The 12813-nt window shown below is 42.6% G+C and carries 13 protein-coding genes; 4 read left to right on the forward strand and 9 right to left on the reverse strand.

What is annotated here, in order from left to right:
* Positions 1 to 41 precede the first annotated feature (41 nt).
* From trmD to AC570H_RS17570, 6 genes are all read right to left on the reverse strand, one after another.
* Entirely contained in the window at positions 42 to 716 is a 675-nt protein-coding gene (trmD, locus tag AC570H_RS17545) for a tRNA (guanosine(37)-N1)-methyltransferase TrmD (RefSeq protein ID WP_497357206.1), read from the reverse strand.
* A gap of 78 nt (positions 717 to 794) precedes the next feature.
* On the reverse strand, positions 795 to 995 hold the full coding sequence (locus AC570H_RS17550; RefSeq protein WP_497357208.1) for a helix-turn-helix transcriptional regulator: 201 nt from the start codon (positions 993 to 995) through the stop codon (positions 795 to 797).
* Positions 985 to 1719, reverse strand: coding sequence for a hypothetical protein (locus AC570H_RS17555; protein WP_497357210.1), 735 nt, complete (start codon positions 1717 to 1719; stop codon positions 985 to 987). Before AC570H_RS17555 ends, AC570H_RS17550 begins: the two co-directional genes overlap by 11 nt.
* Positions 1720 to 1990: 271 nt before the next feature.
* On the reverse strand, positions 1991 to 2665 hold the full coding sequence (locus tag AC570H_RS17560) for a hypothetical protein (RefSeq protein ID WP_497357212.1): 675 nt from the start codon (positions 2663 to 2665) through the stop codon (positions 1991 to 1993).
* A gap of 22 nt (positions 2666 to 2687) precedes the next feature.
* Positions 2688 to 3215, reverse strand: a complete 528-nt coding sequence (gene rimM / locus AC570H_RS17565) for a ribosome maturation factor RimM (protein ID WP_497357214.1) — start codon at positions 3213 to 3215, stop codon at positions 2688 to 2690.
* 76 nt (positions 3216 to 3291) lie between these two features.
* Positions 3292 to 3939 carry a 30S ribosomal protein S16 gene (locus tag AC570H_RS17570; protein ID WP_497357216.1) on the reverse strand — a complete coding sequence of 216 codons (648 nt, stop codon included), beginning with the start codon at positions 3937 to 3939 and terminating at the stop codon, positions 3292 to 3294.
* A gap of 237 nt (positions 3940 to 4176) precedes the next feature.
* Between AC570H_RS17570 and AC570H_RS17575 the strand changes: the two genes are divergently transcribed.
* The 3 genes from AC570H_RS17575 to AC570H_RS17585 all read left to right on the forward strand — a co-directional run bounded on the left by AC570H_RS17575 (position 4177) and on the right by AC570H_RS17585 (position 6350).
* The gene (locus AC570H_RS17575) at positions 4177 to 4701 is read left to right on the forward strand and encodes a 5' nucleotidase, NT5C type (protein WP_497357218.1); all 525 of its coding nucleotides are present in this window, start codon (positions 4177 to 4179) and stop codon (positions 4699 to 4701) included.
* Positions 4702 to 4878: 177 nt separating this feature from the next.
* Positions 4879 to 5442 carry a Crp/Fnr family transcriptional regulator gene (locus AC570H_RS17580; RefSeq protein WP_497357220.1) on the forward strand — a complete coding sequence of 188 codons (564 nt, stop codon included), beginning with the start codon at positions 4879 to 4881 and terminating at the stop codon, positions 5440 to 5442.
* 68 nt (positions 5443 to 5510) lie between these two features.
* On the forward strand, positions 5511 to 6350 hold the full coding sequence (locus AC570H_RS17585) for an acyl-CoA thioester hydrolase/BAAT C-terminal domain-containing protein (RefSeq protein ID WP_497357222.1): 840 nt from the start codon (positions 5511 to 5513) through the stop codon (positions 6348 to 6350).
* 184 nt (positions 6351 to 6534) lie between these two features.
* On the opposite strand, the gene AC570H_RS17590 is transcribed toward AC570H_RS17585, so the two are convergent.
* Complete coding sequence (locus tag AC570H_RS17590; RefSeq protein WP_497357224.1) at positions 6535 to 9519, reverse strand: DUF2135 domain-containing protein; 2985 nt, start codon at positions 9517 to 9519, stop codon at positions 6535 to 6537.
* A gap of 143 nt (positions 9520 to 9662) precedes the next feature.
* Here AC570H_RS17590 and AC570H_RS17595 point away from each other — a divergent pair, with 143 nt between their 5' ends.
* On the forward strand, positions 9663 to 9986 hold the full coding sequence (locus AC570H_RS17595; protein WP_497357226.1) for a heavy metal-binding domain-containing protein: 324 nt from the start codon (positions 9663 to 9665) through the stop codon (positions 9984 to 9986).
* Between the two features lie 110 nt (positions 9987 to 10096).
* On the opposite strand, the gene pfkA is transcribed toward AC570H_RS17595, so the two are convergent.
* Positions 10097 to 11080 (reverse strand): 6-phosphofructokinase, encoded by a 984-nt coding sequence (gene pfkA, locus AC570H_RS17600; protein WP_497357228.1) that lies wholly within the window; start codon positions 11078 to 11080, stop codon positions 10097 to 10099.
* 7 nt (positions 11081 to 11087) lie between these two features.
* Positions 11088 to 12785, reverse strand: a complete 1698-nt coding sequence (locus AC570H_RS17605) for a protein-disulfide reductase DsbD family protein (protein ID WP_497357230.1) — start codon at positions 12783 to 12785, stop codon at positions 11088 to 11090.
* Between the last annotated feature and the right edge of the window lie 28 nt (positions 12786 to 12813).

A 12813-nucleotide genomic window follows, 5' to 3' on the forward strand; every position in this document is an offset into this window, starting at 1 on the left:
TATTTTCTAACAAATTGTGGTTTTTCCACATTTTTAGAGGCTTATTTCAACAGGTCGGGCCTGCGTTGTTCGGTACGCTTCAAGGCCTCCTCATGGCGCCACTCGTTAATCTTCGCCTCGTGTCCACTCAACAGCACATCGGGCACTTTATGTCCACGCCAATCGGCAGGTCTGGTATAGATAGGAGCGTCCAATAGTTCACCCTGAAAACTGTCTGACAAAGCTGAGGTTTCATCGTTCAGTACACCCGGAATTAACCGCGTAATCGCATCTACCAAAACCGCAGCCGGCAGTTCGCCTCCAGAAAGTACGTAATCGCCAATAGAAATTTCACGGGTAACATAAATATCCCTGATGCGTTGGTCTATGCCTTTATAATGGCCACACAAAATGATGATGTTTTGCTTGATGGAAAGGCTGTTGGCAATGGTCTGATTCAGCGTTTCACCATCCGGACTCATAAAGATCACTTCATCATAAGTTCTTTCGCCTTGCAGTTTCTCTATGCAGGCCGCAAAAGGTTCGATGCTCATTACCATGCCGCTGCCGCCGCCATAAGGATAATCGTCTACGCTTTTTTGCTTGTTGGTGGCATAGTCTCTTAAATTATGCACCACAATTTCGGCGATTCCCTTTTTTTGAGCGCGCTGCAGAATAGAGTGGGCAAAAGGGCTGGTCAACAAATCGGGCAATACAGAAATGATATCGAAACGCATGGGGCAAATATAGAGTTTTGTGTTGGGAGTTGGGAGCCGGATGCCGATCAAACTCCAAGCTCACCACTCCAAACTCAATTAATCTCCCTCTTCCAACTCGAAAATCTCTTCAACCGGCTTCTCAAAAACCCTGGCCATCTTTAAGGAGAGTACCGTTGATGGCACGTATTTTCCAGATTCGATGGTATTGATGGTCTGCCTCGAAACCTGGATCAGATCGGCCAGTTCGGCTTGGGTAATATTTTTTATCGCGCGTTGTACTCTTATATTATTTTTCATGGCTTATTCCTCCATCTGTAGCATTTAACAACCTGTTATTTTTATAATTCACATATTCCATCCTGAGCACAAAATAGAGCAATAAAGAAACCTGTGCAAATAGCATAAAATATAAAAAGCTAAGCGAATAAAGCAACACATTAGCGACCAGTAACAAGCCGCAGTTAACGTAAACCGCCAGTTGCAGGCTTTCCAATCGCTGTTGCATCAGCATCTCGTCTTCTGTTTGGTTTTTCGAAAATGCCCATAGCAACAACCCGATTAACAAGCCCAAATAACTGATGGGACCAGCCACATCTTCCCATTTCTTTAGGGAATCGAAAAACACAAAGAGGATGACTAGCACAAAACAAACCAGCGACAGCAAAACACCTATAAATCTAAATGGCGTATGAGGCAGAAACCTTGGCTTGCTGATCAGGTAACCGTCTTTCTTCACATACTTGAGGTAATAAAACCGGCCAATAAAAATAACAAGTGGCGTAAAGAGATTAAGCTCTGAAGCGTGATCGCCAATAAAGGGGATTTCTCCTACACTCAGGCTAAATACCAGTCCCACAAAATAAAAGAGATAATAAGTCATTACACCCCAATACAATGCGTTAAGCCTGAGTTTGGCATTCAGCTCATCTTCGCGCCTGCTTTTAGAAAAAGCGATAAGGAGCAGGCCAACAATAACCAAAAAGATGGTCAATTCGTTGGTAAAATTCTCAAAGGCTGGCATAAATATTCGGTTTTGTTCCCGAATCCGAAGGCCAAAACCGGGGATCTCATATTTTTGAATGATATTAAGATAGCCCAAAACAAAGCCAGGGATGGCTAACAAGTATCCAACCCAGCTACCCCATGTTGGAAACAGATATTTACTTTTCATCACCTTAATTTTTTTGAGTTAAACAACAATTATATCAAGCTTGCTTGAACAAATGTAAAGCATAATTGACATTAATGTCAAGTTTAATTTACAAAAAGATTAAAATATTTTACAAAAGAGCTTAAATAGTCCACTGATCGTGGATTATAGCCACTACATAATATTCGTTGTTGTACATTTTGAAAACCAAACGCAGGCTGCGCCAGTCCATTCCGTTGTATTGCGGATCAACTCCATCGATGTGATAATCGACAAAATGTAGGTTCGGAAAAACCTCGGAAAGATTGTTTAAGGAATTGCCTTTTTTGATGACTTGATCAAATGCGCTTTGCTTGGCATTGAGGTAATCGGCATCATAGATGAATTTTTCGATATAGGGAACGACTTTGATCTTCATCGATTCGCCGGTGCCATCATAAACGCCCCAGGTTAAGGTCCAGTTTTTCTCAATCGATTCGAGGAAGTCTTTCGCCAACAATTTCTTGCTATTGGCTGCATTGATGTGGCCATAAGGCGAGAAGAGCACAGGCTCTTTGGGATGAAAATAACTGGCGAAGGAGCGATAGTCTTTGCTTTTGAGGCTTTGAAGCACCCGGCTTGCCACCAACATTATAGAATCTTTTGCCGGAGAATTAGGTTGCTCTTTTACAATGATGCTGTCTTTTGGCGATTCGGTCTTTGGCGCAGGCTTGTCTTCAACCAAAGAATCCAAGGTAATCCTTCTTACGTTTTCGTTGTTATTGCAACCAAAGCAAAAAGTGGCTATCAGAGCAAATGCGACTAAAAATCTCATCATGCCTAAAGATAGCCGCAGGGTTTTAATTACCCAAATAAATATCCAGCAATCCCTCTGGCAAATCGAGGTGCAAGGTGTTTTCTTCGTCGTCTATTTCAACAATAAAATCTTCATTGAGCGGAAAAAGCACATCACGGTTCTTGTAATGAACGGTTGCGACAAACTGTTGCGGATATTCGTTAACCTCGATGATTTCGCCCAGCTCGCCCAGGGTTTCGTCAATGGCGATAAAGCCTTTCAGGTCGGTGTAGTAGAATTCGTCGTCCTCGCGCTCAGGCTTTTTGCTCAGGGGCATGTAAACCTTTTTCTTCACCAAAGGCTGGGCTTTGTCAATATGGTCTACATCGTCAAAATAAAAGGTTCCGGTTTGGTTGGTCTGCAGTTTATGGGCTGCTACAAAAAATGGAACCAGCTTGCCGTTCATGTCTATAAAAAGCACGTCGAGGTCTAGCTGTTCATAATCTTCAAACTCGAAATAAAGCTGTACCTCGCCTTTTAATCCTTTGGTTTTGGTAATGTATCCGATATAAAATGCCTCTTCTTTTAGCATGGCGAATGGGTGTGGGGGTTAAAAAAATAGCGAAGGACTTTGCAGTTCTTCGCTATCTATCAGAATAGAACAATGCTTATGCTTTGTCTTCTTCTTTTGTTTCTTCTTGAGTTGCCTCAGCTACTGGAGCTTCTTCTGCCGCTGCTTCAGCTACTGGAGCCTCTTCAGTTGCAACTTCTGCTTCTACTGCTGGAGTTTCTTCGGTTGCAGTTTCCGCTACAGGAGCTTCTTCTGCTACTTCTTCTTCAACAACTTCTTCAGCTACTGGTGCATTTTTCAATGCGATAGCTGCAGCGCGATCAGCATTTTTCTTAGCCTCAGCAGCTAAAGCTGCTTTTTTAGCTTCGTTTTTGCTGTTGCTCAAGTTTTCTTTTTTGTTTTCGATTTTACCACCTTTAGACTCTAACCAAGCTGCAAATTTAGCATCTGCCTGCTCTTGGGTTAAAGCGCCTTTTTTAACACCACCTTCTAAGTGTTTTTTGTACAAAACACCTTTGTAAGAAAGGATAGCGCGGGCAGTATCAGTAGGTTGTGCACCTTTGTTTACCCAGTCTAATGATTTTTCGAAATCGATTTCGATGGTGGCTGGATTGGTGTTCGGGTTGTAAGAACCTAAACGCTCAATAAATTTACCATCTCTTGGTGAGCGAGAATCCGCTACTACCACGTGGAAAAAAGGTTTCCCTTTTTTACCGAATCTTTGCAATCTGATTTTGGTTGCCATTCTTTTAAGTTTATGTATTCAACATAGTTCCCGGAAGCACCGTGCTTGCGGGGAGGCAAAGGTAAGTAAAATACTAATAACTAGCAAGTTTAATGAGAAAGCCCTTAGTCCGAAGTCAATAGTCCAAAAGTCTGGCTTCCGCGATGAACGCCATCTACATACCCAAAACGCATAACGCGGAACTAAATTTTAAATTCAGCTAACAATACTCTAATCCGTTTTAAGCATCTTTGAGCCATGAAGATAGCCATAGATATGGACGAAGTCCTTGCCGATCCCATCCACAAATTTATAGAACTCTACAATCGCGACTACGGTATTCCGCTAGACCTGAAATTAGATGCCGGCAACGAAATCTACCATCACGTGCCCGAGCACATCAACAACAAATGGTTCGACTACATTAACGAAAAAGGCTTTTTCAGAAACCTGCCAGTAATTGAAGGAAGCGTAGAAGCCGTAAAAAGGCTACAGGAACAGCATGAAGTTTATATCGTTTCGGCCGCCATGGAGTTCCGCAATTCTTTAGAAGACAAGCTCGATTGGCTGAATGAGCATTTTCCTTTCATCAGCTGGAGAAATATCATCTTTTGTGGCGATAAAATCGTAAATGTAGATGTGATGATAGACGACAGGATCAAAAACTTTATGGGTTTTAAAGGCCGTCCGCTTTTGTTTACTTCTCCGCACAACCTGTTAGTTACCGAGTACGAAAGGGTAGATAACTGGTCGCAGGTTTTGGATAAGTTACTGGTTCATTAGTCCATTGGTTGATTAGCCATTAGAACGCTATAAAAATTTGTCATTCCGAGTTTACGAGGAATCTATGTCAAGTACAGATCCTTCGCTTCGCTCTGGATGACAGGTATCGTGGATAGTGAATTGCCAGCTACAACCTGCAAACTGTATTTCGTTCTTAATTCGCTACTTTTGGTTGAGATGGAAGAAATCATAGCACATTTTAGCCGATACATTAAGCTGAGCGATGCGCTAAAGCAGGAAATCACGACTCGAATCCATATCAAATCCTTTAAAAAGGGCGAGATGGTGCATGATGCCGATAAAATCTGTACCCGAAGCTACTTTATCCAGAAAGGCATTTTAAGAACCTATTTTTATAAAGACGGCAAAGAGGTAAGCGAGTATTTTTGTAGCACAGGAGAGTGGACCAACTCGCCCCGCAGCTTTATGCAGCGCAAATTGGATATTTACTACATAGATGCCATTGAAGATACCGATGTATTTTACATAGACATTAACGATTTAGGCTATCTGTTTGATCATTTTCCAGAAATGGAGCGCTATGCACGTTTGTCAATGGGCAGCTTGTTCGGCCAGATCATTGAAAGGATTACCTCCATGCGTTTTACCAGTGCCAAAGAAAAATACGATCATTTCTGTTTGCTCTACCACGATATCTATCACCGCATTCCGTTGGGCATGGTGGCTTCCTACCTGGGCATTACCCAAGAAACCTTGAGCAGGGTAAGGGCCGAAAAGTAGTTTTTGATCTATGTCAAATAGAAAAAGATAAAAGCAGCCCATCTTTGGCTAAACAATGCTAACCAAACATGAGCAAAATCATTTTTATCAGGTCAATGCTTTTAGGGCTATTGATTTTATCTTCCGCGGCTTATGCCCAAAAACTCAGCAGTCCGCAGGTTGATGCCGAACTTTTTTTGGGCAAAGGCAACAAGCAGCCTTTAATCGTAGGCCTAGGTGGCTCCGAAGGCGGCAATGCCTGGGCCAGCGACCATTGGAAACAAACACGCGACCAATTTTTGGCAAAGGGTTATGCCTTTTTAGCCATCGGCTACTTTAATGCGCCAGGAGCTCCCGATACCTTAAACAAAATTGCGATAAACAAAGTACACGATGCTATTGTGCTGGCCAGCCAAAACCCCGCAATTGACAAAGAAAAAATCGCCATTGTAGGAGGCTCGCGCGGGGCGGATTTGGCTTTGTTGATCGGCAGCTATTTTAAAGACATCAAATGCGTGATCGGCTTGATGCCAAGCCATGTTGCCTTTCCTGGGCATACCATGCACTTTAGCACTTCGGCCTGGACATTCGAGGGCAAAGAATTGCCTTTTGTACCCGTAAATGAAGAAAGTGTGCCTTTTTTGATGAAAAGAGATTTAAGAGCTGCCTTTATGGCCATGCTAAAAGACACTGCCGCCGTACAAAAGGCCCTGATTAAAGTGGAGCGGATTAACGGTCCCGTTTTATTGCTCTCTGCTACGCAGGATGAAATCTGTCCTTCGCAACCCATGGCCGAAAGCATGATCGCACGTCTCAAAGCGGAAAAATTCAAGTTCCCTTATCAGCATGTAGCCTTAGCTGGCGGGCATAGCGAACCCTTAAAACATTTCGATTTGGTATTCGATTTCTTGGCCAAAAACTTCAAATAATAATGGCCGGAAATAAATCTCCGACCATTCACCCCAAACTTAAAACCCAAACTCTTTTAATGCGCTATTTAATAAATCCGAATTCATTTTTTACACCTCCAAAGGAGGATAATGGCTTATTCAATTCCCTCTTTTAGAAGGGTTGTCGAAGACCGGGGGGTTAACAAAACACGAATTGACCTCCTTAAAAAACAAACTCTCCCACTAAATTTCCATATCTATTGCTGGCGGCTAAAGGCAATACAATCAGTTTGCGTTCTTCCTTGCCTGTGGCGTAACGGGTATAGATTTCGGCGGTTACCGTAGTTGGCCCGCTTACCGTAACCTGGCTATCGCCATAATAGCTCACTTCGATTTTATATTTCCCCTTAATAGCTTTTTTAAGCATGAATTGTTCTGGACCGTAACCTGCTGTAAAATCATCGCTCATTTTGCCCCCAATCGTTGTCTCTGGATCGCTGTAATAACATTTCTCTCCATCGGGATCGGTCACCCATAAATCAATATCGGTATCATTTTTATTCCAGTTGAGCACCACCCTGATATCTACTGGCAAAGGTTGGATTAGCCTTTTATCGATCTGCTTGGTACTTAATTGCTTGCCGTGTTTAGTGATCAACTGGTTAATTTCGGCGATGATGATTTCTTCAATTCCGTCATCTCTGCTCGCAGCTTGTGTATTATAGCTTTGGGTGAGCACCTTATACAAATTGTTAAGTGCTTCCTGGTAGCGACCTACATCTGCCAAGGCCAAGGCATAATCGCGGTAGCTTTGCGCATCCATCGGCCTCCATTGCAAAACCTTTTCGGTAATGAAAAGTGCAGCCGTATAATTATGGGTCTGTTTGAGTTTATAGGCCATTACTTTATATAGGTCTGCATTTTCCAGTTCAAGTTCGGCCATGTTGCTCAGCACCCTTAAGGCCCTTGTACTGTCTGCCTGCTGATAAAACCAATTGGCTACATCAAAATAGAAAGTTGGCGTATTCAGGTAGTTTTCCCTTAAGCGCAAATATTTTTGATAGGCTTCCTCTGGCTTACCCGTTAAGGACTTCATGTAGTCTTTATCGCTTTTAAATTCCTTTAAGACAATTGTAGGTTGCTCTTCTGCCACCGGGGCCTTGTCTTCTGTAACCTGAACGCCCGCAACTCTGCCTTGCAAGGCATTTGCCGAAATCGTGGTCGAAGAAGCTGCAACAGATCGCTTGGCCTGTGTTGCGTACGCCGTAACCACCACTTCGCTAAGCGAATTGCTTTCTCTCTCTTTTCTATCCATGGCTCTTTGTCCCGGATCAGCTCTTTGCCTTTCGTCTCGAACCACAGGTGGAGCCATTGCCATTTCAACTACACGATCTTCTGCTACAACAGGTCTAGGAAATTCTTCTTGCTTCGGTTTGCGCTGCTTCGAAAAGTCGGTATTCCACCATGTTTTCAATTCTTTGCTCATGGCTACTGCATCTTCAATCAGGTCTGTCTTACGTTCCAAAATCGATTCCCGTCTTTGTTTCATTGCCATATCAAAATCCTTGCGCAGTTCGGCAGGTGGCGTAATATCATACCTCAAATAATCATCAAGCGTTTCTAACACAATGAGGCTGGTATTTCGGGTTACAATGCCAAATTGTTTGCTTAATCGGCCTATTTCATCTTTGTTCGCTTCGTATTGGATATCCATTTCGGCAATCTTTTTTTGTACCCAAATCCTGCTTACATCTACACGACTCAAGGGTTGTGCATTAGGATCTAAACGCACTTCCTGTTCGCTTACCACCGTACGGCCATAGCCATATTGCAAAATGATTTTGGTGCTGTATTCGCTCAGGATTCCTGCCACGGCTAAATGTCCGCCGGCATTTACCGGCAAAGAAGGATAGGCTTGGCGCACTTCTGTATTGTTCTTGATGCCCAAATACTGCAATTGGTCTTCATTGAGTTGTTCAAACGCATCCTTGGCGCTGTTTGTATTGAGGTTAACAAACTTGCCTCCGCTTTTTAAACTGATGTACTTTTGCGTGCTGTAATCTGCCTTTAAGCAAGAGTTAATCACATGGGTGGGCTTGTTCAATGCTACCGTGCTTTTACCAAAAGTAGAAAGACCATCAGTAAAAAACAGGTATTCGTTTGCGGGCAAGGTTTTGGCGTTGATGCTGCTAAAGTTGGTGCCGCCATCATACACTATTTTCTCCAACCTGCTTTTCAATGCCGACCAATTGCCATTGCTAATTGTAAAAGTTCCTGCATTGCTAAACGTGTTGTTCAATAGGCCTAAACGGATGCTCAGGTTCTGCCTTTGTTTAATTAGGAGGTCTAAAAGCTCGAATTCTTTTTTTAGATCGCGTTGCAAACCACTAAGCGAACAATCCCAAATCAGGCCAATTTCATTGCTCCATTGATGTAGCCTGCTGCCAGGTTTCGGAAAAACATTGACCAAAAAATAATAGCCGTTGCTGGCTTTTTGCATCTGTACTTCGGGCAGGTTGGCCTTTTTAGGCAGGTTGATGGTTAAGCCTTTTTTCGAAATAAAATCTGTTTTCTTCAACGTCGCCATGTAGGTATTGCCCATGTTTTTTAGGTCAAGGCTGCCATCAGGCTCTTCGGTAAATTCTGGCTTGGCTATGCTTTCGAAAATGGTTGTACTTAACGAAAATTCGGCTATTTTTTCTGGATAAGACAATGGCAAATGGTAACGCAGGGTGCTATTTTCGCCTAGTTTGAGCTCTTCTTCATAGCCTAGTATAATGGTTCTAGATCCATGTGCAGGAATAGGATAGATTTTCGTCCTGAAATTATTGCCTTCCACTTTTTCGAGCAGGCCGGGATCAACCCTTCGGCGCACAATGCTTTCGAAAACCTCTGTAGCTTTGGCTTTTTCTACCGGAACAGCCTCACGCATTTTTCCGTTGATGTCAAGCGCATAACGACTAATGCTTAGTCCTTCGGGCATTGGAAAAGTAAGTTCTCCCTCCAAAACACGTGCACTGTTATTGTAAAAGGTCATGGTCATGGTGGTTTTGGCAATGTTGCCCACCAATTGCACCGTTATGTCAAGTTTTTTTAAGGAAACCGGCTGTTCTATGGCCGAACCTACTTTCATCACAGGCATTTGGGCAAGAGTCCAAAATGGAGATGAAAATAAAACGAAGAGCAGAAAAAGTTTAAATAGTCTCATGGCTTTGCTTTTTTAGTATGGATGCAAAACCAAATCAAATTGCATAAATCTTTTTTTGAGCAGGCTCTTGCCGGCGTTATTCCGAAGCGCTATTTTGTAACATTTCTGCTTCTTGAGCATCGAAATACAAAACCTAAAAGAAAATGTTAATTACAACCACAAACAACATAGAAGGCAAGAGAATTGTAAAATACATCGGCCTTGTAACCGGCGAAACCATTATTGGTGCCAATATTTTTAAGGATCTATTTGCGGGCATCCGCGACATCGTGGGCGGCCGTTCCGGCTCTTACGAGCAGGTGTTGCGCGAAGGCAAAAACACCGCCGTAAACGAGATGCAGCAATATGCTGCAGCCATGGGTGCCAATGCAATTATTGGTGTTGATTTAGACTACGAAACCGTAGGAAGCGGAGGCAGCATGCTGATGGTTACCGCCAGCGGAACAGCCGTTGTGCTAGAGGATTAAGTATTTGGCGCTAAGGGTTAAGCGACAAGCGTTTGACGATTCATTAAACGCAATACGCCAAACGCTAAGCGCCAAACAACCTGTTAATCTGTAGTTTGGAATATGTTCTTTTATAAGGACAGGATTTCTGCCAATCTTAACCAGGTTGGTGTTATTTTTTCTGCATCCAAGTGTTTAATGGCATGCGAGAATGGAGTAAATACAATCTCACGGTTAATTTGTCCAGCCATTACGTCGGTTTTACCCTCTAACAAGCCCTCTACCGCAGCTACGCCTAAGCGACTGGCCAATACGCGGTCCATACAGCTCGGCTTGCCACCACGTTGGATATGCCCCAAAACCGAAACCCGGATATCGTAATTCGGAAATTTAGTCTTTAATGCTTCACCAACATTATAAGCCCCTCCAACTTCATCGCCTTCTGCTACGATAATAATTTTGGAAGCCTTGTCTTTACGGCCATTTTCTAAGCGAACCACGAGGTCTTCTACGCCAATTTTAGCTTCTGGAATCAAGATCGCTTCTGCACCCACACCGATGCCACTACGCAGGGCAATTAAGCCTGAATCTCGGCCCATTACCTCTACAATAAACAACCTATCGTGTGATTCGGCGGTATCTCTGATTTTATCTACCGCATTGACTACGGTATTAATGGCGGTATCGTAGCCGATGGTAAAATCGGTTCCGGCCAAATCGTTGTCGATGGTACCTGGCAAACCAATTACCGGAAAGCTAAATTCCCGAGAAAAAAGATCGGCTCCTGTAAAAGTTCCATCGCCACCAATTACGACCAATGCATCGATATCGCTTTCTACAAGGTTTTTGTAGGCCTGTTCACGGCCTTCTTTTGTTCTAAAGGCATCGCTGCGGGCGGTTTTTAAAATGGTACCTCCCCGCTGGATGATATTGGCTACAGACTTGCCATCCATAGGCATAAAATCTGCCTGGATTAAGCCTTCATAACCTCTCATTACGCCGGTTACCTTGAGGTTATGGTATAAACTTGCTCTTACCACAGCCCTAATGGCTGCATTCATGCCTGGAGAGTCACCTCCAGAAGTTAATATTCCTATATTTTTGATGGTACTCATTTATTCTTTAGTTGCTTGGCTTAAATTGATCTAAACCACTTTGCAAAAACGCTGCGTATTCCTTAGCATTAAAATTTGCTCCTTGTGGGTCAACCAGCGGGTTTAAATCATGATCGGCTAATACATAATATGGTTGCGAGTTTGAACCGTATTTCGTTGCCTGAAAATCTTGGTTCCATCTGCCCAAATCATCTGTATTTCCTTTCAAATAATTTGAATAGTGAACTTTATCTGCTGGCATTTTCACTTTTCTTTCATCTACATACAATTGGATCAGTATATATTTTTCTTTTATTAACTTTCCTACTGTTGCATCAACCCAAACATCATCTTCCATTTTACGACAGTTAACACAGGTCCATCCAGTAAAGTCAAGCATAATTGGTTTATTTACTTTCTTCGCATAAGCTACTCCCTCTTCTAAATCGAAAAACACCTTAAAGCCATGTGGTGAAGGAAGCACATCTGCATACTTCACTTTTTTAGGAAAGTCGAGAGAAGCTTGGGATTCTTGACCAGAGCCACCCCCAGAAGTTAATATAAAATCTTGCGTATGCATTGGGGGTGCTATTCCGCTTAAAATTTTAACTGGAGCACCCCATAAGCCCGGAACCAAATAAACTGCAAACGCGATTGAAATTATTGCCAATACGAGCCTTGGAACACTCACATATGGTAAATCGCTATCATGGGCAAATTTGAGTTTTCCTAACAAATAAAAACCCATCATGGCAAATATAACAATCCACAATACCAAGAATATCTCTCTATCAAACCATTCCCAGTGCCAAACCAAGTCTGCGGATGATAAGAACTTTAGTGCCAATGCCAGTTCTAGAAAACCCAGACAAACCTTTACGCTGTTTAACCATCCGCCAGATTTTGGCATGCTGTTTAAAAACCCTGGAAATATGGCTGATAAGGTAAACGGAAGGGCTAAGGCTAATGCAAAGCCAAACATGCCAATCGCAGGTGCCAAGATTTCTCCCTTAGAACTCGCCTGTACCAGTAGCGTACCGATAATCGGGCCAGTACATGAAAACGAAACCAATGCCAAAGATGCGGCCATGAAGAATATGCCTCCCAGTCCTTTGCTATTATCAGCCTTGGCATCTATTTTATTTACAAAAGAGCTCGGCAACGTAATTTCAAATGCACCAAAGAAGGAGATTGCGAAAACGACCAACAGCACAAAAAACAAGATGTTGAATATTCCACTGCTGCTTAATTCATTCAATTTTGCCGATCCAAATAGAATGGTGATCAACAAACCAAAAGCCACATAAATTACTATAATAGAGAGGCCGTAAATAACGGCCAAACCAACCCCCTTTTTCTTGCTCCCCGCCTTTTTAGTAAAATAGCTTACAGTTAAAGGGACCATAGGAAAAATACATGGCATTAAAAAAGCCAAGAAGCCCCCTAATAAGCCTTCAATGAAAGTTTGCCAAAGCGTTTTGGGCTTTGCATCTTTTTTCACCGATTTGGCAACAGCCTTTGTCTTACTAACGGTGTCTTTCTTCGCGGTATCTGCTTTAATATTATTCTTGATACTGTCTTCTTTCGAACCAATAGTTGTAAACTGCAGATCGTCAGGCGCTGTGTTTGCCGTAGTATCGGTTTGCGGTTTCAATGCAAAACTATTTGGCGTAGCGATAAATAAAAAAGAAACAATTAAAAGGAATAGTAAGCTTGCTTTTTTCATTGTAATATCATATTAATTTTCAAGGTAG

The sequence above is a fragment of the Pedobacter sp. B4419 genome (assembly GCF_059693725.1).